The 26,903-nt window shown below is 46.8% G+C and carries 27 protein-coding genes and 5 tRNA genes; 16 read left to right on the top strand and 16 right to left on the bottom strand.

Annotated elements, in window-relative coordinates; translation table 11 throughout:
- The first annotated feature begins 75 nt into the window (after positions 1-75).
- Positions 76-1,755 (top strand): methyl-accepting chemotaxis protein, encoded by a 1,680-nt coding sequence (locus tag F5971_RS02035; RefSeq protein ID WP_193493735.1) that lies wholly within the window; start codon positions 76-78, stop codon positions 1,753-1,755.
- Between the two features lie 254 nt (positions 1,756-2,009).
- Here F5971_RS02035 and F5971_RS02030 read toward each other — a convergent pair.
- The 5 genes from F5971_RS02030 to F5971_RS02010 form a co-directional block, all read right to left on the bottom strand.
- Positions 2,010-2,085, bottom strand: a tRNA-Glu gene (locus F5971_RS02030).
- A 24-nt stretch (positions 2,086-2,109) separates the two neighbouring features.
- Positions 2,110-2,185 (bottom strand) — tRNA-Gly (locus F5971_RS02025).
- A gap of 16 nt (positions 2,186-2,201) precedes the next feature.
- Positions 2,202-2,277 (bottom strand) — tRNA-Glu (locus tag F5971_RS02020).
- A 24-nt stretch (positions 2,278-2,301) separates the two neighbouring features.
- A tRNA-Gly gene (locus tag F5971_RS02015) sits at positions 2,302-2,377 on the bottom strand.
- Positions 2,378-2,393: 16 nt separating this feature from the next.
- Positions 2,394-2,469, bottom strand: a tRNA-Glu gene (locus tag F5971_RS02010).
- Between the two features lie 183 nt (positions 2,470-2,652).
- Between F5971_RS02010 and F5971_RS02005 the strand changes: the two genes are divergently transcribed.
- Positions 2,653-3,366: a hypothetical protein gene (locus tag F5971_RS02005; protein ID WP_193493733.1), complete on the top strand. Its 714-nt coding sequence runs from the start codon at positions 2,653-2,655 to the stop codon at positions 3,364-3,366.
- A 4-nt stretch (positions 3,367-3,370) separates the two neighbouring features.
- Here F5971_RS02005 and F5971_RS02000 read toward each other — a convergent pair whose 3' ends face one another.
- The 3 genes from F5971_RS02000 to F5971_RS01990 form a co-directional block, all read right to left on the bottom strand.
- A complete protein-coding gene (locus tag F5971_RS02000) occupies positions 3,371-4,441 on the bottom strand; it encodes a PilT/PilU family type 4a pilus ATPase (RefSeq protein WP_036506909.1) in 1,071 nt (356 codons plus the stop codon).
- A 281-nt stretch (positions 4,442-4,722) separates the two neighbouring features.
- The gene (locus F5971_RS01995; protein WP_036506906.1) at positions 4,723-5,568 is read right to left on the bottom strand and encodes a pirin family protein; all 846 of its coding nucleotides are present in this window, start codon (positions 5,566-5,568) and stop codon (positions 4,723-4,725) included.
- A gap of 22 nt (positions 5,569-5,590) precedes the next feature.
- Positions 5,591-6,187 (bottom strand): FMN-dependent NADH-azoreductase, encoded by a 597-nt coding sequence (locus F5971_RS01990; RefSeq protein WP_036506904.1) that lies wholly within the window; start codon positions 6,185-6,187, stop codon positions 5,591-5,593.
- 106 nt (positions 6,188-6,293) lie between these two features.
- Between F5971_RS01990 and F5971_RS01985 the strand changes: the two genes are divergently transcribed.
- Together F5971_RS01985 and F5971_RS01980 are read left to right on the top strand one after the other, a co-directional pair.
- A complete protein-coding gene (locus F5971_RS01985) occupies positions 6,294-7,190 on the top strand; it encodes a LysR family transcriptional regulator (protein ID WP_193493730.1) in 897 nt (298 codons plus the stop codon).
- 90 nt (positions 7,191-7,280) lie between these two features.
- Positions 7,281-7,793, top strand: coding sequence for a glutathione peroxidase (locus F5971_RS01980; protein WP_223116229.1), 513 nt, complete (start codon positions 7,281-7,283; stop codon positions 7,791-7,793).
- A 61-nt stretch (positions 7,794-7,854) separates the two neighbouring features.
- Here F5971_RS01980 and F5971_RS01975 read toward each other — a convergent pair whose 3' ends face one another.
- Positions 7,855-8,169, bottom strand: coding sequence for an HPF/RaiA family ribosome-associated protein (locus tag F5971_RS01975; RefSeq protein WP_036506900.1), 315 nt, complete (start codon positions 8,167-8,169; stop codon positions 7,855-7,857).
- 231 nt (positions 8,170-8,400) lie between these two features.
- On the opposite strand from F5971_RS01975, the gene F5971_RS01970 reads away from it, so the two are divergent.
- Genes F5971_RS01970 through F5971_RS01960 form a run of 3 tightly spaced genes read left to right on the top strand, consistent with a single transcriptional unit; the run spans position 8,401 to position 11,669 of the window.
- Positions 8,401-9,165 carry an ATP-dependent zinc protease family protein gene (locus F5971_RS01970; protein ID WP_036506898.1) on the top strand — a complete coding sequence of 255 codons (765 nt, stop codon included), beginning with the start codon at positions 8,401-8,403 and terminating at the stop codon, positions 9,163-9,165.
- A 36-nt stretch (positions 9,166-9,201) separates the two neighbouring features.
- On the top strand, positions 9,202-10,719 hold the full coding sequence (locus F5971_RS01965) for an inactive transglutaminase family protein (protein WP_193493726.1): 1,518 nt from the start codon (positions 9,202-9,204) through the stop codon (positions 10,717-10,719).
- Entirely contained in the window at positions 10,716-11,669 is a 954-nt protein-coding gene (locus F5971_RS01960) for an alpha-L-glutamate ligase-like protein (protein ID WP_036506896.1), read from the top strand. The genes F5971_RS01965 and F5971_RS01960 overlap by 4 nt, the downstream gene beginning before the upstream one ends.
- A gap of 11 nt (positions 11,670-11,680) precedes the next feature.
- On the opposite strand, the gene F5971_RS01955 is transcribed toward F5971_RS01960, so the two are convergent.
- Together F5971_RS01955 and F5971_RS01950 are read right to left on the bottom strand one after the other, a co-directional pair.
- The gene (locus F5971_RS01955) at positions 11,681-12,142 is read right to left on the bottom strand and encodes an ATP-dependent zinc protease family protein (protein WP_036506894.1); all 462 of its coding nucleotides are present in this window, start codon (positions 12,140-12,142) and stop codon (positions 11,681-11,683) included.
- Complete coding sequence (locus F5971_RS01950) at positions 12,135-12,635, bottom strand: FKBP-type peptidyl-prolyl cis-trans isomerase (RefSeq protein ID WP_036506892.1); 501 nt, start codon at positions 12,633-12,635, stop codon at positions 12,135-12,137. The genes F5971_RS01955 and F5971_RS01950 overlap by 8 nt, the downstream gene beginning before the upstream one ends.
- Positions 12,636-12,794: 159 nt before the next feature.
- On the opposite strand from F5971_RS01950, the gene F5971_RS01945 reads away from it, so the two are divergent.
- The 6 genes from F5971_RS01945 (at position 12,795) to F5971_RS01920 (ending at position 19,186) form a co-directional block, all read left to right on the top strand.
- Positions 12,795-13,262 (top strand): 3'-5' exonuclease, encoded by a 468-nt coding sequence (locus F5971_RS01945; RefSeq protein WP_051513954.1) that lies wholly within the window; start codon positions 12,795-12,797, stop codon positions 13,260-13,262.
- Positions 13,263-13,428: 166 nt separating this feature from the next.
- Positions 13,429-15,198 (top strand): DEAD/DEAH box helicase, encoded by a 1,770-nt coding sequence (locus tag F5971_RS01940; protein WP_193493724.1) that lies wholly within the window; start codon positions 13,429-13,431, stop codon positions 15,196-15,198.
- Positions 15,199-15,289: 91 nt separating this feature from the next.
- Positions 15,290-16,246, top strand: coding sequence for a M23 family metallopeptidase (locus F5971_RS01935; RefSeq protein ID WP_036506884.1), 957 nt, complete (start codon positions 15,290-15,292; stop codon positions 16,244-16,246).
- Positions 16,195-16,689, top strand: a complete 495-nt coding sequence (locus tag F5971_RS01930) for a bactofilin family protein (protein WP_036506881.1) — start codon at positions 16,195-16,197, stop codon at positions 16,687-16,689. The genes F5971_RS01935 and F5971_RS01930 overlap by 52 nt, the downstream gene beginning before the upstream one ends.
- Positions 16,690-16,696: 7 nt before the next feature.
- Positions 16,697-17,485, top strand: a complete 789-nt coding sequence (locus F5971_RS01925) for a class II glutamine amidotransferase (RefSeq protein WP_036506879.1) — start codon at positions 16,697-16,699, stop codon at positions 17,483-17,485.
- A 36-nt stretch (positions 17,486-17,521) separates the two neighbouring features.
- Positions 17,522-19,186, top strand: coding sequence for an AMP-binding protein (locus F5971_RS01920; RefSeq protein WP_193493722.1), 1,665 nt, complete (start codon positions 17,522-17,524; stop codon positions 19,184-19,186).
- A 10-nt stretch (positions 19,187-19,196) separates the two neighbouring features.
- On the opposite strand, the gene ppnN is transcribed toward F5971_RS01920, so the two are convergent.
- From ppnN to F5971_RS01900, 4 genes are all read right to left on the bottom strand, one after another.
- On the bottom strand, positions 19,197-20,573 hold the full coding sequence (gene ppnN / locus F5971_RS01915; protein WP_036506877.1) for a nucleotide 5'-monophosphate nucleosidase PpnN: 1,377 nt from the start codon (positions 20,571-20,573) through the stop codon (positions 19,197-19,199).
- A gap of 58 nt (positions 20,574-20,631) precedes the next feature.
- Entirely contained in the window at positions 20,632-21,123 is a 492-nt protein-coding gene (gene rfaH, locus F5971_RS01910; protein WP_036506875.1) for a transcription/translation regulatory transformer protein RfaH, read from the bottom strand.
- 136 nt (positions 21,124-21,259) lie between these two features.
- Positions 21,260-22,660, bottom strand: a complete 1,401-nt coding sequence (locus F5971_RS01905; RefSeq protein WP_036506873.1) for a sigma-54-dependent transcriptional regulator — start codon at positions 22,658-22,660, stop codon at positions 21,260-21,262.
- Complete coding sequence (locus F5971_RS01900; RefSeq protein ID WP_193493720.1) at positions 22,657-24,114, bottom strand: sensor histidine kinase; 1,458 nt, start codon at positions 24,112-24,114, stop codon at positions 22,657-22,659. The genes F5971_RS01905 and F5971_RS01900 overlap by 4 nt, the downstream gene beginning before the upstream one ends.
- Positions 24,115-24,317: 203 nt before the next feature.
- Between F5971_RS01900 and F5971_RS01895 the strand changes: the two genes are divergently transcribed.
- The 3 genes from F5971_RS01895 to F5971_RS01885 all read left to right on the top strand — a co-directional run bounded on the left by F5971_RS01895 (position 24,318) and on the right by F5971_RS01885 (position 26,474).
- Positions 24,318-24,695 (top strand): DUF4168 domain-containing protein, encoded by a 378-nt coding sequence (locus F5971_RS01895; RefSeq protein WP_193493718.1) that lies wholly within the window; start codon positions 24,318-24,320, stop codon positions 24,693-24,695.
- 102 nt (positions 24,696-24,797) lie between these two features.
- Positions 24,798-26,108, top strand: a complete 1,311-nt coding sequence (locus tag F5971_RS01890) for a DASH family cryptochrome (RefSeq protein WP_193493715.1) — start codon at positions 24,798-24,800, stop codon at positions 26,106-26,108.
- 165 nt (positions 26,109-26,273) lie between these two features.
- Positions 26,274-26,474: a (2Fe-2S)-binding protein gene (locus tag F5971_RS01885; RefSeq protein ID WP_036506868.1), complete on the top strand. Its 201-nt coding sequence runs from the start codon at positions 26,274-26,276 to the stop codon at positions 26,472-26,474.
- Positions 26,475-26,503: 29 nt separating this feature from the next.
- Here the strand turns inward: F5971_RS01885 and F5971_RS01880 are convergent, their stop codons facing one another.
- On the bottom strand, positions 26,504-26,842 hold the full coding sequence (locus F5971_RS01880; RefSeq protein ID WP_193493713.1) for a thiol-disulfide oxidoreductase DCC family protein: 339 nt from the start codon (positions 26,840-26,842) through the stop codon (positions 26,504-26,506).
- Positions 26,843-26,903: the final 61 nt, after the last annotated feature.

Here is a 26,903-nt window from a genome sequence, read left to right as displayed (position 1 = left end):
ATTTACTCCGTCATTCAGCTTCGATCAGCTGATTGCATATCTATGGATTTGTAAAACAATTATAAAGGTTTTTGTATGCCAAAAATTCGCTTAACCACTTTACTGGCCACTAGCTTTTCGGGTGTTGCAATCATACTGCTTATTGTAGGTTTCTTAGGAATACGTGCTGAACTCAGCATGAGTAAGGACATAACAAACATTGGGGAAGTCCGTCTTCAATCCGTGGCTTTGCTCAATCAACTGAATGTAGAACGGCTGCGTATTCGTACACAAACATTGGATGTACTTAGATACACTGTGTATTCTGATCAAGCTAAGACCACGCTTAAAGACGTCCTTGAGGTTCGCCAAGACTCTTGGAATACAATCAACAAACTCATCAGCCAATACGCCAGCATTCCCAAGAGCACACAACAGGAACAACAAAACTTCGAACAATTACAGCTATTGATTAGTGTCTGGCGACAGCACTACGAAACGCTGGAGACTGGTATGAAGTCTATGGTTTTAGCTAACTCACAACGTGACTACTTATCACCTTACTTAGAATACAGAGAAGCCTATAATGCGATGTTGCCAGCATCCAGAGCACTTGGCGATTTACTGGACAATTTATCAGATCAAAACCTGAGCATTGCCAATACAACTGTCGAGCAGGCAACCAGCAGCGCCAAAAACGCCATCATACTGACTTCGATTATTGTTGCCTTTGGCTTTATCATTGCATTGGTCGCAGGCCTTAGCATTACACGTTACGTTATGCGACTGATTGGAGGCGAACCCTCTGAAGTCAATGAAATTGTGCGCCGAGTTGCGGCAGGCGATCTAACTGTTAAAATCCAACTCAAATCTGGCGACAATACAAGCATATTGGCTGCCTTTTCATCCATGGTTATCACTTTGCGCAACATCATGAGTGAAATCACTCAAGCTGCCTTACACGTCACCGCTGCGGCGGAGGAGCTCTCTAGCTCAAGCGCTCAAACTAATGCACAGGTTCAACTCCAGCAATCAGAAATGACCCAAGTCGCAACGGCGATGAATGAAATGGCCGCCACGGTTGCCGATGTTGCCAAAAATGCAACCGCCGCGGCCAGCGCAGCGAATGCGTCTCGCAACGAGGCCGACAAAGGCATGAGGATTGTATCCGACGTAGTGAGCGCTATTAACACCCTAGCCACCAATATCGATCAAGCCTCGCAGAGCATGACTGGCTTGGTCAAAGACAGCGAACAAATTGGCAGTGTGCTGGAGGTCATTCAATCGATTGCTGAACAAACCAATCTCCTTGCACTGAATGCCGCCATTGAGGCCGCTCGCGCCGGCGATCAAGGGCGAGGGTTTGCGGTTGTTGCGGATGAAGTTAGATCCCTTGCCAGCCGCACCCAATCATCGACCGAAGACATTCACAAACGCATTGGTCAATTGCAACACAGCTCCAGTTCGGCTGCGACACTGATGCAAACCAGTAAGCACCAAGGCGAGCAAAGCGTTGTTCAGGCAAATCAAGCGGGAGAAGCCCTACAAGCCATCACAGCCGCCGTTATGACGATTGATAGCATGAATGCCCAAATCGCAACAGCGGCTGAGCAGCAGTCCTCCGTTGCCGAAGAAATCAACCAGAACATCAACAATGTTTCACAGTCGATTGAGGAAACAGCCTCTGCGGCTTCACAGGTCACCGCGGCCAGTCAAGAGCTGGCCAGCCTGTCTGCTCAGCTACAACAAAGCGTTCAGCAATTCAAATTGAGCTAGCATTAGCACATAAAAACCAAACAGAATCGATTGAGGGGGTCACCACCCTCTCAATCGATACACCGAACAACTGATAAGACTGATAAGACTGATAAGACTGATAAGACTGATAAGACTGATAAGACTGATAAGACTGATAACGCCATTTTTTTGAATTAATTATTCGAAGCAACAGACATTTGCATTTGAAATGCGTAATAGAATAAGAAACAGGACTGAATACATGAAGGATGAAATAGAAGTATAGAAGTAAATGGCGTCCCATAGGGGGTTCGAACCCCTGTTACCGCCGTGAAAGGGCGGTGTCCTAGGCCACTAGACGAATGGGACGTGACATGTTTACATCTAAAACTTTGGAGCGGGAAACGAGACTCGAACTCGCGACCCCGACCTTGGCAAGGTCGTGCTCTACCAACTGAGCTATTCCCGCATTATCTCAAGAGAGATGGCGTCCCATAGGGGGTTCGAACCCCTGTTACCGCCGTGAAAGGGCGGTGTCCTAGGCCACTAGACGAATGGGACGTGGCGCATTTACTTCTAAAACTTTGGAGCGGGAAACGAGACTCGAACTCGCGACCCCGACCTTGGCAAGGTCGTGCTCTACCAACTGAGCTATTCCCGCACTATCTCAAAAGAGATGGCGTCCCATAGGGGGTTCGAACCCCTGTTACCGCCGTGAAAGGGCGGTGTCCTAGGCCACTAGACGAATGGGACGCAGCCTGCACTTTCGTGCCACTTCAGCAAGTTAAGTTGCTTGCTGAAGTGGCGCATATATTACGTATAAGACCTTTTTACGTCAACCCTTATTTCTAAAAAAATTAATAAATTTTTCATTACATTAATGACTCCACTCTAGAGTAAGATTAAATCGTTAGCTACAACTGCGTAAGGTACTGGATGGGTCCCACTGAAACCACGGCTGTGATATTGATCGGCGTCGCCATTATGACAATTGCTGCGATTGCTGTTCAGCACGCAGAGGATGAACGTCGCGAACGACACATCAAAATCTTACACCTCCTCGACCAAACACGTGGAATAGAACACATTTTGCTCAACCTACCCGTCTTATTTCAGACTCCTGCGTTGCGCTTATGCCTAATTGGTGCATTAAAGCGCATTTGGCAAACGATTATTCAACTCGAAAGAAGTGAAAAGCATCGATACAAACTCGACGAATTAACCGCATTGGAAAGTGTTGAGCCATCGGATATTCCCTTATCGGCAAACAACATTACGTATTTCAGTGATAGGAACTCAGCCATGCAAGCCAGAGCGATGATCCGAGAGTCCGTTCAGATCCTTGCTCAATTACATCAAGCCCAGCAAGTTCAGCAGACAACGGCTTACGCGTTAGCAATGGACTTAAAACGGGGATTTAAGCGCTGCAGCGTCGATATTACGCTGCTAGAAGCATTGGAACAAACAGAGGATCATGGACCACGGGTTGCGTTGCACAAGTTCAGAGGTGCGCTTATGGTGCTTAAGCGTCTCAATAAAGATCACTCACTTTCCCAGCAAATGATGAATATCAGACAACTCATCGCAAAGCTTGAAACAGAAGCTCAGGCGTTGGCTCAAGTAAATGTTGAAAAAAAGAACCGCGGCTAAAACCTTAAGGCTCACGCCCCAACAATTTTAACTTTAAGGCCATGTTATTTTTCGAGTCGGCATTGTAAACAGCCTCATCATAGCTAATTTTACCGGCCTCGTAGAGTGCAAACAGAGAGTCTTCAAATGTAAACATAGAGCCATCCCCCCCCTGCTCAACAGCCTCTTTAATTTTCCCTAAATCACCACGGTTAATTAAGCTGGCAATGTAAGGTGAATTAATTAGCACTTCCGACGCCGGAACTAGCTGACCGTCTATCCCTTTCACCAAACGCAAGGAAACGATCGCTTTCAGGTTTTGAGCCAATTCAAGCTGCAACTTTCGCGCATCCGCCTCTGGAAAAAAACTTAAAATTCGCTCGATGGCTTGGGAGGAGTTATTTGCATGAAGGGTGGATATGCATAAATGCCCTGTCTCGGCATAACGAACAGCATGTGACATGGTTTCTTTATCGCGAATTTCTCCAATAACAATCATATCTGGAGCTTCACGTAATGCGTTCTTTAAGCCATGTGCGTAGGAGTGGGTGTCCATACCTACCTCTCGCTGACTGATCAGTGACTTTTGATTAGTGAACAAATACTCAACAGGATCCTCTATGGTTAATATATGCCCTGTTGTTCGTATGTTTCGACTTTGAACCATCGCGGCAAGAGACGTCGATTTACCTGACCCCGTCGCACCGACCAACAGCACAAGCCCCCTGCGCTCCATCACCAAGTCTTCCAATATAAGCGGTAAATTCAACTCACTAATGGACGGAATTTGATTACGAATATGACGGATGACAAAGGAGATATCGCCCCTTTGCTTAAACACATTAATGCGAAAGCGCCCAACACCGGCTAAAGAGTAGGCAAAATTCATCTCCCATTCGCGCTCAAACTCTTCGATCTGACGCTCTGTCATCAAACTATAAATAGCCTCTCGAACCGTGAGCGGAGACAGACGTTTTTCACCGACAGGACGCATCACTTCATTAATCTTGATTTGAATACGTGCGTAACTACTAAAAAAAATATCGGATGCATTCTTCTCAACCATGAGTTTCAAGTATCCGTGCAAATCCGCCATTCACATCACCGAGTTCAATATCAAAATAAGTTAAAGCATAGATCTAGCATCAACTAGACTGAATTGCAGTCAAAAACTGCGTGAATCACTAAAAGAGGCTCGCAGTCTTTAATCGAAGCGAATTATCTACAAAGTGAAGAGGGCATACAACAACTCTAGACAAGATGTGACAGTAGAACTAGGTGGATATATAGCAAAAGGGTCACCCTACTCCCAATAAAAAAGCACCAGGCATAGACATGGTCTAGCTGATGCTTTTGGACTTGACAATTTTGAAGTATCTACTGAGCCAGCACACCATCTCTGTAGTCTTGCAAGGCTTGCTCAATCTCAGCCGTCGTGTTCATCACAAACGGACCATATTGCACAATCGGTTCATTGATAGGCTTTGCCGCAATCAAGAGTAGGCGTACACCTTGATCACCTGCTTCTATACGAACCGTATCCCCCGCATCTAATTCATAGGCTGCATGCATTCTCAGTGCTTGATCGGCCACTTTCGCTCTACCTTCAAACACATAGATGAACCCAGAAAGCTCTGCTGACACAGGAACATCCAGTGTCGCGTTAGCGGTTAACGTCAGATCAACAAACAAAGGCGCGGTCACTATTCCTGCAACAGGCCCTTGGTAGTCCTTTCCATCCAAGGTCAGAGCACCTGCAACTAAATTCGCCGTACCACCTTCAAACGAAAAGCGAGTCACCTCTTCCGGGTCTATATTTTGATAGGCTGCGGGCTTCATTTTTTCAGCTGCAGGCAAATTCACCCACAACTGAAACCCACGCATTAACCCTTGATCTTGCTGAGGGCGCTCTTCATGAATAACACCTCGACCCGCTGTCATCCATTGCACGCCGCCAGAGCACAACAATCCTTCATTCCCCATATGATCTCTATGCAGCATTTTGCCTTCGAGCATATAAGTGACGGTTTCAAACCCACGATGAGGATGTGGAGGAAACCCCGCAATATAGTCATCAGGATTATCAGATGAAAACATATCCAACATCAAAAACGGATCGATCCGCATATTTTGACGCTGCCCAAGACTGCGTTTGAGTTTAACACCTGCACCGTCTTGGCTATCAATAGCATTGATAACCTTTTTGATTGAACGTAATTGCATATCGTTTCCTCCAACCTAGCGCTTAAACTGAAATGCTCGCAATGATCTCCTGAGCCTCAGCGAGAGAGGCTTCTTTTTCAGCCATGTTTAAGCCTTCAGCATAGATCACTTGAACACTTGTTAGCCCCAAAAATGCCAGAATTTGCTTCAACCAAGGTACTTGATGGTCCAATCCAGCATCTTTATACATTCCACCACGTGTAGCCAAAATGTAAACAGGCTTGTCTGCCAACAAACCAACAGGTCCATTTTCCGTGTATTTAAATGTCACACCATTACGTGCAATCATATCCACCCAAGCTTTAAGCTGAGATGGCACTGCAAAGTTGTACATAGGCGCCGAAATGATCAATGCATCGGCTGATGCAATTTCATTCACCAAGTCGTCAGAGAGCGCCACTACAGCACGCTGCTCATCTGTACGATCTGCTTCATCTGTCATGAGCGCTGAAATAACAGACATATCAAAATGCGGGATAGTGTCTGCCACCAGATCACGTACGACCACGGCGGATTCAGGGTATGCTGCTTTCCACTTTTCAATTAGGACAGCACCCAATTGTGCAGATTGCCCTTGATCACCAAAAATACTGCTTTTAACTTGAAGTAATGTTTTCATTAAGGTATCTCCTTGAGTTCAGTATGCGCATTATGTGATCTATAATATGAATAATAAACCCATAAAAACTGTTAAATATGATCGAAAAAACTGATAGGTTTACCCCATGAACGTCACGTTGGAGCAATGGCAAACGTTAATCGCAGTTGTCGATGAAGGTGGCTATGCACAAGCCGCTGAAGCACTTCGCAAAAGCCAATCAGCGGTTAGCTACGCTATTTCAAAGTTAGAATCAGCACTGGGCGTTGCCGTGTTTAAGATTGATGGCCGAAAAGCCGTCCTAACCGCTCCAGGTGAAGCCTTGCTAAGACATGCGCGGCAATTAGTGGAAAATGCTGAACGCATCGAAACACTCGCCAATTATTTTACACAAGGCTGGGAACCCGAAATTCGAATTGCCATGGACACTATTTTTCCTGAAGACTTGATGCTGTCCGTTCTAAATGCATTTGCGAGCGAACATCCGCAGATTCGCATCACCTTGGTGGAAAGCGCGCTGAGTGGCACAGATGAAGCACTGTTACGACATGAAGCTGACTTAGTCATTGGTGGGCACGTTCCACCTGGATTTACTGGACACTTTTTGTTGAATATTCAGTTTCTAGCGGTTGCACACCCCTCACACCCTCTTCATCACAATGACGCGCCCTTAACACTAGATGATTTAAAAAGTCATAGACAACTGGTTGTTAAGGATTCTGGCTCAAGACGGCTCGATGCAGGCTGGCTAGGCGCCCATCAACGCTGGACATTTAGCAGCGTTCACACATCCATTAAAAGTGCCTGCCAAGGATTAGGATTTGCATGGTACCCCACGCTTAAAATTGAACAGCCACTTAAAGCAGGAAACTTAAAAGCCCTTCCTTTGGTGAGCGGTGCTGTGCGGGAGGTCCCTATTTACTTAATTTTAAGTGACGGTGAATACGCTCACCCCGGTGTTAAGCGTTTAGCCACCCTTTTAAAGACAGTCATTCAAAACTGTTTACAGACAAAAGCACAATGAATCCAAAATGCCCATCCACCCGTAAATACCTTCAAGACTCTATGAGGTAAAGCCATGCCTACCATTAAATATATACTTTTAGGATGTATCATGTTGTTTTCGCAAACCTCTTCGGCACAACCAGCGTCTACGATTGATGCCCTTTTGAAGCACGATCTAAAACGATTACATTCCAGCGAGATTGTCCATCTTAAAGATCACTACCAAGGACAGCCCTTACTTTTTATTAATACGGCGAGCCACTGCGGTTTTACAGGGCAATTTGAAGCGCTCGAAGCGCTGCATCAGCGCTATAAAGACCGTGGGCTTATTTTGGCTGGATTTCCATCTAATAGTTTTTTACAAGAATCAAAAGATGAAGCCGATACAGCGCGTGTATGCTTCCAGAATTTTGGGGTGACATTTGATATGTTTACACATATCAATGTTCGAGGGTCCGATGTGCATCCAATTTTTGCAGAGCTTGCCAGACAAACCCACGCACCTAAATGGAATTTCTACAAATATCTGATTGATCGTGACGGTAAAGTTATTCAGGCGTTTCCTAGCACAACTCGACCAGACGCTCGTGAAGTAATCGAGGCGATTGAAGCGTTACTTTAAGTGGTTCTTATTCATACCAACCCCCGTCACATGGACTGACGGGGGCGCAAATCAATGAAGATTAGTGATTTGCTAAGCGGCCCAATGTGCTCTCGAGCGCGCTTTTCATTTTTTCGCATGCACCGCTAACCGCCTTACCGGTTGAGTCGGCGTGGTCAGATACCGCAATAGGCTGTAACCCTGATACACGTGCTTCTATATTGCAACGCTTATCATTGTCACCCGATTTATGGGCATTTTCATCGTGAAGATGAACTTCAATGCGGGTAACTTTTTCACTAAACCGCCCTAAAACTTTTTCGACAGTGGCTTGTACGTGGGCATTTAAGGCCTCATTGCCTTCGATACTGCTATCGGTATTGACTTGAATTATCATTTAAAGCTCCTTGTATGAACAGTACGTATTAAACGTACTTATATTATAACTGTTTTTAGAAAAAATTCCTGTGCATTAGCGCATCCAGTTTTAAGTGATAATAGTAACGTTTCGCACGTAAAACATCCATGCGAGAATATTTTTTGCAACAATTCATGGATTGATTTTTAACTGGTTCAATTTTCGAGTAAAATCTATGCAATTTAATTTTGCTCACTATTGGAGTTTTAGATGCACTTTCGGCACACTCTGTTAACACTCTCGCTTGCGTCTTTATTGGCGGCTTGTGCACCCGGGCACATGTACATCGAAGAAGGTGTTGTTGAAAGGATTGATACTAAGCTGGACGCTCAATCTGATCAGATTTCTTCATTATCTGAACAGCAAGAGCTTGCAGTCAGTCATATTCTATCGTCTTACGATGCCGTATCTGAGAGCATGATTGAACGGCTCACCAACACCATCAAAACCCATGTGGAACCACCTAAGTGCGCTCCCCAACCACGCTTGGTCTGCCCACCACAAGGCAGTTCAGGAACACTGGTGCTTGGCGGCCTCGAAAAACAAGTGGTCGGTGAAGCTGAACGCGTTTATTTGGCAAACCTGGACGTCGTACTACCTGCTCGAATCGATACAGGTGCAACAACCTCTTCAATTGATGCACGCAATATTAATTTTTTTGAACGCGATGGAAAGCGCTGGGTTCGCTTTGACTTTGTGCATCCCACCACGGGGGACGACGCCACATTTGAACGGCAAGTTGTTCGTGTAGTCCGCATCAGTCAGTCAATTACCGATGATTACGAGCGCAGACCCGTCATTGAGCTGCGCTTTACACTGGGTAACATTTCGCAAACGGCAGAGTTCACATTAACCGACCGTAGCCATCTGGACTTCCCTGTACTTATTGGACGCAATATTCTAAGAGACCTCATGGTGGTGGATGTGAGCAAACAACATATTGCACCACTGAACATTAATCAGACCACACCTTAAGCCTGAGCACCTCAGGCTTTTTAGACAGGTATCCGCATGGTATCCCGAGTTCCATTTTATACAATCGTTACGTTGTTAATTTTTACAGGGCTGTGCACAGCCCTACTTAGACACGTCCAACTTGGCATTCCGTTCCTACCCGGACAGCAAGAAAAAGTCTGGCTGATTGAAGCAAGGGTTGATTTTAATGCCCAAAACGCGCCGGTTCTTGCTAGCTTAGACTTACCGGACAATCCGCCCGGATATGCAATTCTAAACGAACTGGCCGCCTCCCCAGGCTATGGATTTTCAATTATCGAAAACGATGGAAGACGGCGCGGTGAATGGTCAAAAAACTCCGCTGATGGGGCGCAAACACTCTATTACAAAGCGCAGCTGATTCGATCTAAAAACCTAGACACTGAGCTTGTCGACGTCACCCCCAATCCCCAACCCGTTTTTTGGGACGGCCCCGAAGCCACCGCTGCCGAATACGTGATCGAAATGGCGCAGAGCAAATCCAGCTCGCCCGAGAGTTTCACTCGCGAGCTGATGCGTTTACTTCTCAACCCTGAGCCTGGACAAAACACAGGGCTTCTTTTAGCCAACCAACCGCCTGTGATTGTCATGGATAAACTCTTAAATCAAGCTGGCATTCCAGCACGCATTTCCATGGGGCTTCAACTTGAAGACGCTCGACGTCGGCAATCTCTCGTCCCTGTGATTGAAATTTTTGCAAAAGACCGCTGGCTCGTGTTCGACCCGAGCACTGGGCAACAAGGGCTCTCCGAAGACATTTTACTGTGGCAACGTGGCTCAAACTCGCTACTCGATGTGGTCGGAGGGGTAAACTCCAGAGTGAGCTTTTCGATGATAGAGCAGACTCTGCCTGCGCTAGAGCTCGCGCAAACTCAATTTGCAGGACAAGGATTTGCATGGCTAGGTGTTCACACGCTACCCATCGAAGAACAAAGCATGTTTAAACTCTTGTTCTTACTCCCCCTTGGCGCCATGGTTGTCGTCTTTATGCGCATTATTGTGGGCTTAAAGACATCTGGAACCTTTATGCCCATTCTGATTGCCTTGGCATTTTTACAAACATCCCTGGTACTGGGCTTAATTAGCTTTATTAGCATTGTCGCCATGGGGCTGGTCATACGTACCTACCTTTCACGCCTCAATCTACTGCTGGTATCCCGTATTGCAACACTGGTGGTATTGGTTGTATTTTTAGTCTCATTCTTAAGCCTAGTCGGTTACCAATTGGGCTTTAGCACTGGCATGACAATTACCTTCTTCCCAATGATCATTATCGCTTGGACCATTGAGCGCATGTCGATCCTCTGGGAAGAGGAAGGCCCTCGCGAAGTGGTCACGCAAGGCGGTGGCAGCCTGTTTGTCGCGGTACTTGCCTACCTACTCATGCAGTTGCCATTATCTGGCCACTTGAGCTTCAACTTCCCAGAACTCAATCTGATCATTCTGGCCATTATCATGCTGATGGGACAATATACCGGGTACAAGCTATCTGAACTGCGTCGCTTTAGAGCCATGATTGAGGAAGATAAAGCATGAACTGGGTCAGTCCATTCAGGCTCGCCAAAGCCGGCATTTTAGGCATGAACTGTCGCAATGTTGATTTTATCGGCCGCTACAATCTTCGCCGCTTTTACCCTTTGGTTGATGACAAACTGAAAACCAAACTGCTTGCCGAAGAGTACGGCGTAGCGACGCCAACACTGCGCTTTGTTGTGAAAACTCAGCATGAAATAGGTCACATAGAAGACCGACTTATGGATCTGAATGGTTTTGCCATCAAACCTTCACGCGGCTCTGGCGGCAAGGGCATACTGGTCATCATCGGCCGCAAGGGCAATCAGTTCATCAAATCCTCAGGCACCGAAGTTAGCATCGAAGATATACGTCGTCATCTGACCAACACACTAGCAGGCCTCTACTCACTGCGCGGAGCACCCGATGTTGCTATTATTGAGGATTTAATCGAGTTTGATGACACCTTCAAAGGTTACTCCCATGAAGGTGTACCCGACATCCGCATCATCGTTTTTAGAGGCTATCCGGTTATGGCAATGCTGAGGCTCGCCACACACGCATCCGATGGCAAAGCAAACCTGCACCAGGGCGCAGTCGGCGTTGGCTTGGACATCGCAACTGGCCAAGGACTCAAAGCAGTTCAATTTTCCAACCCAATCACCCTGCACCCAGATACAAAAATGCCCCTCGGCGACTTGAAAATTCCAGACTGGAAAAACATGCTATTACTGGCTTCGCGCTGTTACGAGATGAGCAATTTGGGCTATATAGGAACAGACATTGTTCTAGATAAAAGCCGAGGCGCTCAACTACTAGAGTTGAACGCCCGCCCCGGTTTATCTATCCAAGTTGCTAACGGAAAGGGGTTACTGCCTAGACTGCGTCACATCGAAAAAATCCGCAAGCCTCACCGCTTGGCTGACGATCGCGTTGAATATGCGATGGCAACCTTTCACAGCCAAGGCATCTAGGCAACTCCAACTTAAGACAGACTCGGTCTACCCTGCAGATAGGATGCTGCAGGGTTGACACAAAACATGCGCTTCAAGGCCTGCCGCCCTAATAACATCCTAAATAACATGTTGTCACGGCTGGTTAAGGACATTTCAACATCAAATCGATGCGAACCTATTAACAAAGGTGTCACTATAAAATAGCGCTCCGTCATATGCCCGCCGGAATCTGTGACCTGACGCACATCACTCACTGGCGCTTCACACCACACTTCAAGCTGTGTGTTTTTTTGCTGGGGATGCAAACCAAACCTCACCCAACGCTGACCGTCCTTTTTAAATTCATCAATATGGAACGTATGCAAGGCAGAGGTTCTCGCGCCCGTATCGACTTTACACTTCAAGCTTGATACACCAAGCTCAGGCAGTGCGACCCACTCTCGCCAACCTACCAACTCCAATCCAGATGCCTTCGCATCTGTATCAATCATGGTGGTGACCACCGACTCCATGTGCATGTCCATGTGCGATTTCATCATCTGAAGCAGCGCGAATATCTTCGATTTTAATATCGTAGGACAACGTCTGACCCGCCAAAGGATGATTGGTATCAACGGTAATCATAAAACGACCCATTTTAACAACCGTTACATGGCGACGACCCTGATCGGTTTCAACCAGCGCAATCATCCCAGGCTTCCAGGTTTTAGCGCCCTGCGGCAAGCCCTGCAGGTGCTTAACAGGCACTTTCATTTCCAACCCTTCTTCGCGCACGCCGTAACCCTCTTCAGGCGACAAGGTCACGGTAAATTCGTCCCCAACGGCATGACCTTCCATCGCGGCTTCCAGCCCAGGAATCATATTGTTGTGACCGTGCAAGTAGGCCATCGGCGTATGACCTTGATTTGATTCAAGCTCCTCACCCTGCTCATTTTTTAATGTATAATAAAAACTAACTACTGCATCTGACTGTATCGTTTGCATACAGAAACCAATCCTAATAAGTTAACATTTGATGCACAGCAAAGGCACCACACAAAATACGGAAAACCACTTTAAAAAGTTGTTACTACGCCAACGGCTGATGATAAGCTAACGCCGACAAAAAAGTAATAAGTGTATATAACTACAGGCTATTCACGCATGCAAGTGATTGACATTGAGGCATCAGGTCTCGATCCAGATTTATCCTACCCGATTGAGATCGGCGTGTATGACACCCAGCACCCAGAGACATCGATCAGCTTTCTAATCAAGCCCGATGCCTCTTGGGAGTACTGGGATAGTAATGCAGAATCGATTCATAACATCTCACGTAACCTGCTGGATAAAGAAGGCATCAGCCTCGAAGACGCATGTGACAGACTCAACCTAGGGATCGATCAAGTCGTCATTTCTGACGCACCCGACTTTGATTACATGTGGCTACAACGTTTGTTTGATAAAGCCTCTAAACCCATGCGTTTTAAAGTCAGCGGGTTTTACTCCTTTTTAACTCCCGAACAGCAAAGTCAGTTAAATCGCCACTTAGATATCCAAGAACGTCCGCACCGTGCATTAGCTGATGCACGAATGATCGGGCAGGCACTTAGACCCTTCCTTAACGAGTAGATGAATATGATTCGCAAAGGTTATAGACAAATACAATTACTTTAAGTAGAATACTACCTCTTTTCTGAGGCACTGCTGCTGATGTGTGCGGCCAGCCTCTTTGCTAAGCTAACTGAGCGGCACGTTTCACGAAACACCTCTCTTCTACCAGGTAAAAAATCACAGCATGTCGAATACTGATATTCGCCCCACCACTTTTGGTGACTTGGGCCTCTCTACACCTATTCTTGAAGCACTTAACGACGTGGGGTATGAAACCCCATCCCCAATCCAAGAAGGCTCTATTCCTCCTCTTTTGGAAGGACGCGACCTCTTAGGCCAAGCTCAAACAGGTACAGGTAAAACCGCGGCATTTGCACTCCCTTTGTTGCAACGCCTTGATCCATCTAAAACTCATCCGCAGTTGCTGATCCTAGCACCAACGCGTGAACTTGCACTTCAGGTTGCCACTGCGTGCGAGAAGTACTCAAAGCATTTAAACGGTATCCGCACCCTATCAATCTACGGTGGGCAAGGATACGATGAGCAGCTGCGTGGCCTTCGCCGCGGTGCGCATGTCGTCATTGGCACACCTGGCCGTGTCATGGACCATATCCGTCGTGGCACGCTGGCACTCGACAAACTGCAAACGCTGGTTCTAGACGAAGCCGACGAAATGCTGCGCATGGGCTTTATTGATGATGTGGAATGGATCCTTGAGCACACCCCTGCTCAACGCCAAATTGCACTCTTTTCAGCAACGATGCCACCTGCGATTCGTCGCATCGCGGATAACTACTTGACCAACCCAGCGGTCGTTAAGATTGCAAGTCAAACGGCTACCGCCAGCACCATTCGCCAACGCGTTTGGACGGTTCGTGGCATGACAAAAATCATGGCTCTAACTCGCTTACTCGAACTTCGCGAGCATGAAGGCGTACTGGTCTTCGTCAGAACCAAAAATGCGACTGAAGAAGTCGCAGAGCAATTAACGCGCGCAGGCTTTCCGGCATTTGCACTTCATGGCGATATCGCTCAAGCGCAGCGTGAGCGTGTTGTTGATAAACTGAAGCGTGGCGATTTAGATATCGTTATTGCAACAGACGTTGTGGCTCGTGGCTTAGACGTTGAGCGTATTACCCACGTTATCAACTTCGACATTCCCTACGATGCCGAGTCCTATATTCACCGTATTGGTCGTACAGGTCGTGCTGGTCGTAACGGAGATGCTGTACTGTTTGTTGCACCTCGCGAACAACGTCTGTTGCAACAAATTGAGCGCACAACACGCTCGCCTATTGAAATGCTGGAGCTACCAACAGCCAAGCAGATCAATGAGCTACGCGTTCAACGTTTGCAAAGCCAATTAATTGCTGCCGCTGAAAGCAACGAAGCAACTCAGTTTGCCTCAATAATTAAGACCTTAACTGAGTCAGGTGAGCTAACTCCAGAGCAAATTGCAGCCGCCGCACTGAAGCTTATGTATAACGATAAGCCTTTATTCATGGATGAGCGCGAGCCTGCTCCAGCACGCGAAAGACGTCCTCGCGAATCCCTTCGTGACGAAAAACCTCGTCGCGGCGCACCTCGTAATGATGCCCCTTCAGAAGGAATGCAGCGTTATTGGATTGGAGTTGGCTATCAGCACGGGGTTAAGCCAGGCAATATTGTTGGCGCCATCGCAAATGAAGCGGGTGTTGAAAGCCAACACATTGGACGTATCGACATTAGCGAGATGTTTAGCACCGTTGACTTACCTGCAGGTATCACAGTGGATACAATACAGACACTCAAGCGTGCACGCATTTGTGGCCAAGCCCTAAACATCCGCCCATGGGTTGAAGATGGAAAGGAAAGAGGCTCTGATCGCAACAGCGCACCGGGCAACAAAAGCAAGCGCCGCGCTCCAGCGAATGGAAAGCGTTCAAGCAATGCCTCAAGCTCTCGAGCACGCTAAAAACTCGAGGCAGAATTAGGGACATACGTCTGCCTTGATTGTACGGCATAGCTCATGGAGCTATGCCTTTTATTATGTCTAGGTTATTCGCTTGCGTCAGAAGTTAATTATCACCCTCACCACCGTGAGAGGGTCAAAACAGTACACCCTCAATCAGCTCGCTAAATACCTAGTGGGGCTTTTTCTTCTCCTCTCGGCCTTAAGCTTTTTTGTTTCAAACCTTCTTCTTGTAAAAACCCGAGATCACCTTAACGGACTCGCACAAGAAAAACTGATGCTTGAAGAGCAGTACATAGAAGCACTTGGGACTCAGCAATCTTATATGAAAAACCTGATTGAGCTGAGCGAGCTCTTCACTGAAACGTTTTATGAGAAGTATCAGCTGGAAAATGAAAAGTATCAGCTAGAAGAAGAAGTGATTCGCCTTGATGCCGATTTAAATGAAATGGAATCAATCCTTGGCATTATACCCTCACCCGAACAACCTGCCTCTCCTGAGGAACGCACAGACCTTCTAAAAGCAGCCGCCTTACAACGTTTATTTCTATTACACTCAATACCCAATGGCCTCCCCGTTAAAGGGGCTAAAATCAGTTCTGGCTTCGGTGAACGCGTACATCCAATTTCACGACGTCGCTCACAACACAACGGCATCGACTTCCCCTCACCGATTGGAACACCCATTTACGCCACGGCAGACGGTATTGTTGAGCGTGCAGGTTTGGAGTCTGGTTCAGGATTTGGTAATCTCATCATCTTGCAGCATAATTTCGGCTTTAAAACTTTTTATGCGCATTTAAATGAAATAAAGATCGCACAGGGACAATATGTCCATAAAGGCCAACTGATCGGGACCGTGGGTAAAACTGGGCGTGTCACAGGCCCTCATTTACACTATGAAGTGCGACACTTACTCACCCCTCTAGACCCTTATCCTTTTGCACGTTGGGGACTGAGTAATTTTGATTATATTTTTAACGCCGTAGAGGATATTCCGTGGGAATCATTAAGCGCCATATATCCGCTAAATCAGGCGGGTCCGCAGTAACCATCATTGCTGAAGGAAATCGCTTTTATGGTGACACTGTCATCAGCGGTAAAATGCATATTGACGGCACATTCGAAGGTAGCCTGCACTCTACCGATGATATTTCCATCGGTCGCAACGGTGTAGTTGCAGGACAAATTTTTGCGAAAACCATTTATGTGAACGGACGCTTAGAAGGTGAAATCATCTGCGACCACCTTCATATTGAGAAAGGCGGCACGGTCAATGGACGCCTATGTTGCGCGAAATTACAAATCGATAATGACGGACACTTTATCGGTGAGCGCACCTTACCTGATGCATTATCGGCAGCAGACGTATCTGAACGACCTAAGCCCACAGAGCACCACTCGACCTACTCATCTAGCGAGCTGATGATTGATAACGCCATGCAACTGATAGACTCGCTCCCTGATCGTATTACCCTAACAAAACAAGAGTAATTGACCTATGTGTGAACTATTAGGCATGAGTGCAAATGTACCTACAGACATCTGCTTCAGTTTTACCGGACTTATGCAACGCGGAGGAGGCACTGGGCCACACAAAGACGGCTGGGGTATCGCATTTTATGAAGGTAAAGGACTGAGAACCTTCCATGACCCTGCTCCCAGTGTTGATTCAAAAATTGCACGCTTAATCGCCGAGTATCCCATCAAAAGTTGTACTGTTATTAGTCACATACGGCAAGCCAACGTTGGCAATATTAGCCTAGAGAACACACACCCGTTTAGCCGCGAGCTATGGGGACGACAATGGTGCTTTGCACATAACGGTCAGCTTGACCCTGTCCTATTTTCATGGCCTTTGAATTACTATCAACCGGTTGGCACAACCGACAGCGAGTATGCATTTTGTTGGTTGCTTGGTGAGATTCGCCATCATTTCCCTACCCCTCCAGACACGATGGACGCGCTTATTCAGTTTGTCCATGCTCGCTGTGAAACCCTCAGAGCATTAGGCGTTTTCAACATGCTACTGAGTGAGTCAACGCATCTGTTTACTTACTGCACAAGTAAACTTTCCTGGATCACACGTCGCTCTCCTTTTGGAGAAGCCCGTCTGAGCGATTGCGAAATAGCGGTCAATTTTGAAGCGGTCACGACACCAAATGACATCGTCACGGTGATTGCAACCGAGCCCTTAACCAACAACGAACACTGGAATCGTTATAAAACCGGTGAAATGGTGATATTTATTGAGGGTATTCCTGTAAGGCATTTGCATAGTTTGACTTGAAGTACGACAATTGATGTAGCGATGGGAGAGGAAATCATGATAACAATAACCGATCAGCCTCAGACTCAATATCAAAACCTGAATCAAGTCATTGATCAAGTCGTATTGAGATTTTCCGAAAAACCTGCATTTTCTCATCTTGGGGCAGAGCTAAGCTTTACTGCACTCGACAATCTAGCCAGACGCTTTGCAGCATGGATACAGCAGCACACCCAACTTCAACCGGGTGATCGCATAGCCATTCAACTCCCCAATAGCATTCAGTATCCAGTGGTCTTATTTGGTGCCCTCAAAGCAGGTTTGGTTGTTGTGAACACCAATCCTTTGTACACATCAAACGAACTTGAAAACCAGTTGATTAACAGCGGAGCCAAAGCCCTCGTTGCGTTTACACCGCTGGCAAAAGATTTAAAGAGGATTTTGCCAAATACTCAAGTGAGATGGACGATCTTAACCGAACTTGCCGACCTGCATGCCTACCCAAAGCGTTTGCTCCTCAATGCCTACTTGAGGCATTTTAAACTACGCTATTGTACACCCGATTTGAGCAATGCAATTTCGCTGCCGGAGCTGTTGCAGAAGGCTCGAGCTGAAGACTTTACACCGATTGAAATCTCAAGCGATCAGCTCGCTCTATTACAATACACTGGAGGCACAACAGGTATTGCCAAAGGTGCCATGCTGACCCACGGCAATTTAATCGCGAATTTGGCTCAATTAAACGAACTGCTGCGACACTATACCCAGCAAGGACAAGAGCGACTAATACAACCTTTGCCTATCTACCATGTCTACGCATTTATGCTGACCTTGTCATTATTCAGCATCGGTTGTCGCACCGAACTTGTCCCCAACCCACGGGATATCTCAGGCTTAATCAAACTGTTTAAACGGCAAAGACCCACAATTTTTTCAGGGATTAATCCTCTATTTTCAGCACTACTCCAGCACTCGCATTTTAAAAAAGTCAATTTTAAGGCCTTACGCATCACTATTTCGGGTGGAATGGCCTTGACCCCAAGCCTCGCACAGCAATGGGAAGTCACCACAGGATGCCCTATCGCAGAGGGCTATGGACTCACAGAATGCTCACCTGTTGTCAGTGTCAATTTACCAGATCAAGTCCAGATTGGAACAGCTGGACCTTTGTTACCTCAGACGCAAGTGCGCGTTGTTGGTCCACTTGGCGAAATTCTCCCGCGCGGTGAGATAGGGGAAATTGAAGTGCGAGGCCCTCAGGTCATGGCCGGATACTGGCAACAACCGCAAGAAACGGCCAAAGTCATCACACGACACGGCTGGCTTGCAACGGGTGATATCGGCATGCTCAATGAGCAGAACGTGTTGCGCATTGTTGACCGAAGCAAAGAGGTTATTAATGTCTCAGGCTTTAAGGTCTATCCAACGGAAATTGAAAATATTGTTAAGGCCATGCCCGAGATTGAGGACTGTGCAGCGATTGGGTTACCTGATGAGCATACTGGCGAAAAAATTAAGCTATTCGTGATCAGCCGCCACCCCAAAATGGGCGGACAGCAAATCAGGGACTATTGCAAAGAGCGCTTAACCAGCTACAAAGTGCCTAAATCGATTGAGTTTTGCACAACGCTTCCTCGCAGCCCTGTCGGAAAAGTGTTGCGACGAGTGCTGCGTGAGCAAGCGTTAAACGATGCAAAGCAAAGCATGAGCAAAACTCAATGACGCCTTAAGCTCAGCTACGATGGGCCAAGGCAAAACAAGGCACGTAGTCTTCGTGATTAATTTTCATACGGCGCTGCTGAACAAATGCACTCAGCAACTCATTCAATGCATCCATAACCTGAGGATCTCCTGTCAATTGGAAGGGTCCAAACTCCTCTATGGCTTTGACGCCCGGCTCTTTGACATTGCCAGCCACAATACCCGACAAGGCACGTCGTAACTGGGCGGCCAACTCATAGTCAGGCTGATGCATCGACAAATTAAGATTCGCCATATTTTCATGGGTCGGCTCAAATGGCAACTGCAACTCATACGGAATCTTTAATTGCCAATTGAAATGGTAGGACTCACCATACGTGCGCCTATGAAGCGTCACTTCGTTTAAACCTTCACGCATACGTTGCGCAACTAAGTGAGCATCGTCGACTATAATTTCGTAAAACGAAGCGGCACGTTCACCGAGGGTCGTGCGAATAAATTTATCAACCGTATCGAAGTACGATTCACTGCCCGCCGGCCCAGTAAATATCAAAGGAAAAGGCATCGACGCGTTTTCTTCGCGTAACAAAATACCCAGAATATACAAAATTTCCTCTGCGGTACCTGCCCCACCCGGAAAGACAATAATCCCATGTCCGACACGAACAAATGCTTCAAGCCTCTTTTCGATATCCGGCATAATCAGCAATTCATTGACAATCGGGTTCGGTGATTCAGCTGCGATAATGCCCGGTTCGGTGATGCCAAGGTATCGACCTCGGTCCATACGCTGCTTGGCATGTGCAATGGTCGCACCTTTCATTGGCCCTTTCATGGCACCAGGACCACAGCCCGTGCAAATATTAAGCTTGCGCAGACCTAGCTCATAGCCGACTTTTTTCGTGTATTCGTACTCAAAACGACTAATCGAATGCCCGCCCCAACACACCACCATATCAGGCTTAATACGAGGACGAATTGCGCCAGCGTGCCGCAATATATGAAAAACATGATTGCTGATCGTTTCCGACTGACTCAATCCATCACAGCAACTCTCAATATCGTCTTGGATATAGAGCAAATCACGTAATACGGAAAACAAATGCTCCCGTATCCCTTGAATAATCTCACCATCGACAAACGCCGATGCAGGGGCATTGATGAGCTCCAACTGCAAATCACGATACTTCTGGCTGATATTAACGTCATAATTACGATAGCGCTCAAGTACTTGGCGCGTACTGTCCATTTCACTTCCAGTGTTCAACACAGCCAGCGTGCATTGACGAAATAACGCGTACAAGCCGTTATTACTGCGATCCTGCAGACGGGCAATTTCGAAAGGAGAAAGCGTATTTAAACTGTTAATAGGGGTAACATTAGCGTTTACAAACGTTTCGGTCATCATAATGACCTCCTTTTAACATCGGAAAAGTATGAATACTCAAAATAGAAAGCCCAACATCTTAGACTTTTTTGATACTGGTCACGGGCAATGTAATTTTTTGCTGTTGATGTAGCACATTTAATAAAATAACGACGCGCTCTTCACCATCAAATGACTCAAAGATGGCTTCAATTTCTTTAAAAGCGCCTTCAGTGATACGGATGGACTCCCCCTTCTCCAATGCCTGAGCCATTTGGATGGATGAACAACGGCGCTTCAGTTCAAAGATAATCCTCTGATCAACCGATAGAGGATATCCACCAAAGGACACCATTCTTGAAACACCTCGTGTTGAACGTATGGGCTGCCAGTTATCCATCGATTTATCGAGATAGATAAACAGATACCCAGGAAACAGAGGCTCTTGCAACACAACACGCTTACGGTTTCGAATTTTTTCGCATTCATGAAAGGGCAGATAACATTCGTACCCTTGGTTTTCTAAATTTTCTTGTGCTCTGAGGGTCTCCCCGGGCTTACACTGCACTAGATACCATTCTCGCCCGCTCATTTGACCTCTCCTGATCACTTGATCACTGAGTGACTGTCATCGCCAACATCTATGGCCTGATCACTCAGTTTTTCTCTACGAATATTCGATCTCTAAACAAGATGTTACCGCAAAGGGTATTGAAAAAAAACCTTTGCTATTCATCCTCATCCAGCCAGCGATACAGCGTTCTTCGACCAATTCCCAGCAATGCGGCTGCACGGCGTTTATTTCCATCCACTTCGTTGAGTACGTAATGAATATAACGCCGCTGCAACTCCTCTAATGTTGGCAAAACGGATCCAGATAAAAGCGACTGTTCTATACCTGCGTGATGGGAGCTCTCTTGCAAAGACGGCTGACTCGGCTTAAGGAGCCGTGTGGGTAGGTCATCAACTTGAATATAGGTGTGACGGCAAAAGGTCACCGCTCGCTCAATTACATTTTGCAATTCCCGGACATTGCCCGGAAATTCATAGGACTTGATCAACACCAAAGCTTCTTGGCTAAATCCCTGAATCGGCTTTTGCTGCGAGATCGTCAAGGTTTGCATAAAACGTGCTGCCAACGCCTCCAAGTCATCCTCACGCTCCCTTAATGCTGGCACCTTAAGACTGAAGGTTTCCAGCCGGTAATATAGATCCTCTCTGAAAGTGCCATCGCTGACTTTGGACTGTAAATCGCGATGAGTTGCAGCTAACACCCTGACATCCACATGCTCTTCTGTGTCTTGGCCCACGGGACGGATAGAACCATCCTGAAGGGCTCTAAGCAGTTTAGCTTGTAACGTCAGTGGCATTTCGCCTATCTCGTCTAACAATAAGGTACCGCCATTTGCCTCCTGCAACAGACCTTTGCGAGCGCCTTTTGCCCCCGTAAATGCACCCACCGCATGACCAAAAAACTCACTTTCCAATAAGTCCTGAGGAATTCCGGCGCAGTTCACCGCTAAAAAAGGCCCGTGAGCACGGTCACTTTCAGCATGAATCGCCTTTGCAACGAGCTCTTTACCTGTTCCGCTTTCACCAATAATCAAGACAGGCCCTTGCGCCTTAGCAATCACTTTGATCTGATTAAACAGATTTCGCATCACCTGACTGGAGCCAAACATACCGTGAAAGCCTGCATCTTTTGAGAGTTGTCGGTAACGCTGCAGTTCATCTTGTAGTTGTCGTGTTTGCAGGGTTTTATGAACACTCAATAAAAAGTGGTCCATGTCCAGAGGCTTGGTAATAAAGTCATCCGCACCTGCCTGTAACGCCTCAACCGCCTGCTTCACACTGCCAAATGCCGTAATCACAATGAGACCGGGTCGCTCACCCTCTGACCAACGCTCACTTACAAACCGTACTAGATCCATCCCTTTTCCGTCAGGTAGACGCAGATCAGTCACGATCAATGAAGGCGTATCATGGCTTAGGGCCTGCAGTGCATCTTGCAATCGATAATGAAGCAAGGGCGTGTATCCTTGTGCATCCAACTCATCTGCAATTAATGCCGCAAGGCCTTTGTCATCCTCCAAGACCAATACAGTGGCACCCACCTTGACTGCACTCATAAAACGTCTCCTTCGACTAACGTTGGCAAGGTTATTAAAAAACGCGCTCCCCCCAAAGCACTCTCACTGATGTCAATACAGCCCTGATGCTCCTTAATGACTCGATTCACTATCGCTAAGCCTAAACCACTGCCTTGTCCCGGAAGCTTTGTGGTCACAAACGGGTCAAAGAGTTGGCTTTTTATCGCCTCATCGACCCCTCCCCCCTCATCATCAACCCAAAGCGCTAAGGTTTTACCCTCATCCAATGACTGCCATGAAACCTGCACCCGCCCTTCAGGGCAGGCCTGTCGTGCATTTCTCAGCAAATTAATCAACACCTGCTCTAAGCCCAAAGGATCGCCCTGAATCGTGATATCCTCGGCATCGATCACCTCAACAGGATACCCCTCTTCTGCAACAATTGATTCGGCATGATGCACCCAAGAGCGGACAGACAGTCTCTGCTGTGAAGCACTCGAGGCGCGTCCAAAGGTTAATAACTGTTGAATAATGGAGGTCATACGCCCTGTTTGATGGCGGATATCCTCAAGTTCGCGTTGCTCATCCGGCGATTGTGCTCGTTTGAGCAAGCGCCGAGCACGACCGTCCACCACGGTTAAAGGGGCAGCCAATTCATGCGCCACCCCCGCCGATACTTGACCCAAAGACGCCATGTTTTCGCTTTGCCTGAGCCGATCTGACATTAATGCTTGTTCTTTTCGTTGTGCGATTTCACGCTCCTCGGCCGCCTTCATCGCATCCAACATTCCGTTTAAGCCATTTGCAAGTTGCCGAATCTCAGTAGGCCCCGTCAATTCGGCTCGATGAGACGCATCACCCTGCTCGACTTTTCGCATGCTGGTTAATAGTTTTTCAATGGGGCGCCCCACCGCACGCTGGTGCGCGTAAGTTAAAACACCCAAGATTAAGAGTGCAACGGCGGCAAAACCGCCCCAAGATGCGTATTGAATCGTCACCAGAGCCTGATCCATATCACTGCGTCGACGTGTCACCTGCAACAAACCACTCGGGGTTCCTCCCGCATCAAACAAAGGCAGAAAAAATGAATACACATTACGGCCACGAATCCGCTCATAATGGGCAAATTCTCCAACCAATGTTTTCTCTAATGCTGTCGTCGCCTGGCGCTTCGTCGGATTTACAGCACCAAAACTAATCAGCCGATTGCCTTCTGTATCAAATAAATACGCCCCGTAAACCTCGGTAATACCAAACACTGACGCTAAGCTCTCTTCAAGCTGTTCGAGATCTTGACGCTCCAATGCTTGATTGACGGGCAGATAAATAGCCCGTGCAACCAGTTGCAGGTCTCGCTGCATTCTCTCCTCAATAAACGATTCAATTACCATTTGCCCACCCGCTAAAATCACGCCGAGCATAATCAACACAGGTGCAACGACCTGCAGAATCAACACTCGCTTTAAACTTGAAAACATCAGCGGAAATCGCATGAAAACAACCCCTTCACAGCAGAACTTTATGACACATGAGCCATAATGACACACTATTCCGGTATTTTAAAGCCTTTCCAGACAGCCTAAAAATCAATCAAAAATAATTATAGTAATTTAAAATCAATTACTTACTTTACTTTTTAGCAAATTGGCACGGTTATCGCTTTATCTAGTGTGAAATCAACAAAAGGAGCGACATTATGAAAATTCTTAACGCTGGTCTTATCACTGCATTATTAAGCTTTGCGATGGTCCCTGCGGTATTGGCGGAAACTAGCTATCCGGCCAATGAAGAACCTCATATGACCCAGCATCAAGCATCTAATTTCACTGATGCTGATATTGAAAAATTCATTGCTGTTCAAAATGAACTGGATGGTATTCGTAGCGACTATGCGGATCGTTTAGCTGCTGCCGCCAATCCTGACGAGGCCGCTGAACTTCAGCAAGAAGCAGGCAGCAAAATGGTTGAAACGGTTGAGGCCGCCGGCTTATCTGTTGAACATTACAATGCCATCGCCATGGCCGTTCAAACCCAACCAGAACTCCGTGATCGCGTTGAACAGTCCATTAATTAATGAGCCGCCGGATCAACCGCTCTAGACCGTTAAATTAAACACACGTAAGGCTCCAATCATAAAGGCGAATCGTAAAGACGTTTTTATGCATTGGGGCCGACCATGAAAGCCAATCATCTCTTTTTATTTACCAATGACTTGCGAGTGGACGACAATCCAGCCCTGCTCAACGCCATCAAATCCTGTGATACTTTAGTATGCGTCTACTGTCTTGATCCCATCCTTTTTTCACCCGGCCATTATAGTCATCAGCCGATTGCGGCACCTCGATGGCAATTTTTAAAAGAATCAATCACCGCGCTAGCAAGCGCTTTAAGCCAGCTCGGACAGCAACTCCTGATCCACTTTGAATCACCAAAAGACACAATACCCAAGATGATTACTGAGTACGACATCACAGCCGTATATCGCAGTTTACAGGTTGGCTGGAACGAACAAGCCTATTGGCAGACACTCAAGCGGTCTTATCCGTATATAACATTTGAAGAGTATGCGTCCAATACCCTCTGGTCGCTTAATGAACTCCCCTTCTCACTTGAAGACTTACCCGACATTTTTTCCCAATTTAGAAAGCAGGTGGAAAAACGTACAATCCTGACACCTTACGATCGGCCAGCTCAGCTACCTAAAACGCCTCTTCACAAACGTGAATGGTCAAGCCATCTCCCCAATGTGCAAAACAGCCCTTCCCAGTTCAAGGGTGGTGAAACAGCTGGTTACCTCCACTTGCATCAATATTTTGCCTCTTCAGCCCCCTCAATCTACAAAGAAACACGCAATGCGTTAGATCAATGGGAACATTCAACCAAATTCTCACCTTGGTTAGCACAGGGCTGTATTTCGGTTAAACGTATTTACGAAACTCTTCGAGCCTATGAAAAAGTTAAGGGAGCTAACGATTCGACCTATTGGATTTTTTTCGAGCTTTTATGGCGTGAATATTTTCAATGGTATGCCCTCAAGCACGGCGCAAAGCTTTTCCACTTTAAAGGCATCAAGTCGCGCAAACCGCTCACCAGCTTTTATCCGCAACGCTTCAAATCATGGTGCGAGGGAACAACGGCTTTTCCACTCGTCAATGCCTGCATGAAGCAACTGCGTGCGACAGGCTATATGTCCAACCGAGGCCGCCAAATTGCCGCAAGCTGCTTAATTAACGAATTAGAAATCGACTGGCGCTACGGTGCAGACTGGTTCGAACAGCACTTGATTGACTATGACGCTGCATCAAATTGGGGAAACTGGCAATATTTGGCTGGTGTTGGAGCTGACCCTAGAGGTTTAAGGCGCTTCAATATCGATAAGCAAACTCAAACCTACGATCCTCAGCTTGTGTTCATCAAGCGCTGGCAAGGCAATACACACATGCTCCCCACGCACCAAGTAGATGCCGCTGACTGGCCAATTGAATAACGCTGTTGAATGCCATGACACCTTCAGCGCATGCTTAAATCCGACGTGCGCTGGAATCATTGCAATACTTTATCAATACGGCAAGAATAATTAATAAATCTTCATTGCAATTTATCCGATAAGCATTATCATTTGCATGTACTTTAACACTGAGGTTCAGTAGCCATGTATGTTTGTATTTGCAACAATGTGACTGATAGTGATATTCGCCAAGCACTCAGCGAAGGCATGTCCAGCATTAAGGATCTGAATAAGAACCTAAGCGTCGGCAATTGCTGTGGAAAATGCGTGTGCGTTGCTCGCGATGTCATTCGCAGCTACCAAACAGAGGGTCAATTCGATTTAGCTCAAGACGCTTCGCTTTAGGTCGGAGCGCCTCCCCTTTTCAAGAAAATCTAAAGACGTCGATACCTCCAGTGCGCCCAAATATTATAGCCTGCGTTTGCAATTGAATAGACAAGCGGCAAGCTGAGCAATTTAGCGGGCAAAGACAAGCCTGCCAAGCGCCAGTAGTAAAGCGTTGCATCCAAGCCAATTAAAAAATTCTGCCCGGTCCAGACATGAATTTTCTTCATCATCGCCTGCTTACTCACCCCGCCCCACCCTTCAAAACCCGCCTCACTGATATCAATCAGGGCAATCTTTCCTAACAACTTAGGGTTTAGATAACAGATCTCCTTTTCACACAGCGGACATTTTCCATCATAAAACAGCCTTGGCAGCTCATCCGTCATTGATCATCTCCTATGCTTTTTAACCTTTACGCAAAGTGTCAGTGTAAAGATCTCCTTCGTA

It is taken from the genome of Nitrincola alkalisediminis, from assembly GCF_009821115.1.
GTDB lineage: Bacteria > Pseudomonadota > Gammaproteobacteria > Pseudomonadales > Balneatricaceae > Nitrincola > Nitrincola alkalisediminis.
Note: the sequence above shows the minus strand (reverse complement) of the source record. Positions and strands in the feature narration are given on the sequence as shown.

What these genes read in the sequence shown, in the direction of transcription:
- F5971_RS02035 (WP_193493735.1), top strand. Translation starts at nt 76, where the DNA reads ATGCCAAAAATTCGCTTAACCACTTTACTGGCCACTAGCTTTTCGGGT.
- F5971_RS02005 (WP_193493733.1), top strand. Translation starts at nt 2,653, where the DNA reads ATGGGTCCCACTGAAACCACGGCTGTGATATTGATCGGCGTCGCCATT.
- F5971_RS02000 (WP_036506909.1), bottom strand. Translation starts at nt 4,441, where the DNA reads ATGGCGGATTTGCACGGATACTTGAAACTCATGGTTGAGAAGAATGCA.
- F5971_RS01995 (WP_036506906.1), bottom strand. Translation starts at nt 5,568, where the DNA reads ATGCAATTACGTTCAATCAAAAAGGTTATCAATGCTATTGATAGCCAA.
- F5971_RS01990 (WP_036506904.1), bottom strand. Translation starts at nt 6,187, where the DNA reads ATGAAAACATTACTTCAAGTTAAAAGCAGTATTTTTGGTGATCAAGGG.
- F5971_RS01985 (WP_193493730.1), top strand. Translation starts at nt 6,294, where the DNA reads ATGAACGTCACGTTGGAGCAATGGCAAACGTTAATCGCAGTTGTCGAT.
- F5971_RS01980 (WP_223116229.1), top strand. Translation starts at nt 7,281, where the DNA reads ATGTTGTTTTCGCAAACCTCTTCGGCACAACCAGCGTCTACGATTGAT.
- F5971_RS01975 (WP_036506900.1), bottom strand. Translation starts at nt 8,169, where the DNA reads ATGATAATTCAAGTCAATACCGATAGCAGTATCGAAGGCAATGAGGCC.
- F5971_RS01970 (WP_036506898.1), top strand. Translation starts at nt 8,401, where the DNA reads ATGCACTTTCGGCACACTCTGTTAACACTCTCGCTTGCGTCTTTATTG.
- F5971_RS01965 (WP_193493726.1), top strand. Translation starts at nt 9,202, where the DNA reads ATGGTATCCCGAGTTCCATTTTATACAATCGTTACGTTGTTAATTTTT.
- F5971_RS01960 (WP_036506896.1), top strand. Translation starts at nt 10,716, where the DNA reads ATGAACTGGGTCAGTCCATTCAGGCTCGCCAAAGCCGGCATTTTAGGC.
- F5971_RS01955 (WP_036506894.1), bottom strand. Translation starts at nt 12,142, where the DNA reads ATGATTGATACAGATGCGAAGGCATCTGGATTGGAGTTGGTAGGTTGG.
- F5971_RS01950 (WP_036506892.1), bottom strand. Translation starts at nt 12,635, where the DNA reads ATGCAAACGATACAGTCAGATGCAGTAGTTAGTTTTTATTATACATTA.
- F5971_RS01945 (WP_051513954.1), top strand. Translation starts at nt 12,795, where the DNA reads ATGCAAGTGATTGACATTGAGGCATCAGGTCTCGATCCAGATTTATCC.
- F5971_RS01940 (WP_193493724.1), top strand. Translation starts at nt 13,429, where the DNA reads ATGTCGAATACTGATATTCGCCCCACCACTTTTGGTGACTTGGGCCTC.
- F5971_RS01925 (WP_036506879.1), top strand. Translation starts at nt 16,697, where the DNA reads ATGTGTGAACTATTAGGCATGAGTGCAAATGTACCTACAGACATCTGC.
- F5971_RS01920 (WP_193493722.1), top strand. Translation starts at nt 17,522, where the DNA reads ATGATAACAATAACCGATCAGCCTCAGACTCAATATCAAAACCTGAAT.
- ppnN (WP_036506877.1), bottom strand. Translation starts at nt 20,573, where the DNA reads ATGATGACCGAAACGTTTGTAAACGCTAATGTTACCCCTATTAACAGT.
- rfaH (WP_036506875.1), bottom strand. Translation starts at nt 21,123, where the DNA reads ATGAGCGGGCGAGAATGGTATCTAGTGCAGTGTAAGCCCGGGGAGACC.
- F5971_RS01905 (WP_036506873.1), bottom strand. Translation starts at nt 22,660, where the DNA reads ATGAGTGCAGTCAAGGTGGGTGCCACTGTATTGGTCTTGGAGGATGAC.
- F5971_RS01900 (WP_193493720.1), bottom strand. Translation starts at nt 24,114, where the DNA reads ATGCGATTTCCGCTGATGTTTTCAAGTTTAAAGCGAGTGTTGATTCTG.
- F5971_RS01895 (WP_193493718.1), top strand. Translation starts at nt 24,318, where the DNA reads ATGAAAATTCTTAACGCTGGTCTTATCACTGCATTATTAAGCTTTGCG.
- F5971_RS01890 (WP_193493715.1), top strand. Translation starts at nt 24,798, where the DNA reads ATGAAAGCCAATCATCTCTTTTTATTTACCAATGACTTGCGAGTGGAC.
- F5971_RS01885 (WP_036506868.1), top strand. Translation starts at nt 26,274, where the DNA reads ATGTATGTTTGTATTTGCAACAATGTGACTGATAGTGATATTCGCCAA.
- F5971_RS01880 (WP_193493713.1), bottom strand. Translation starts at nt 26,842, where the DNA reads ATGACGGATGAGCTGCCAAGGCTGTTTTATGATGGAAAATGTCCGCTG.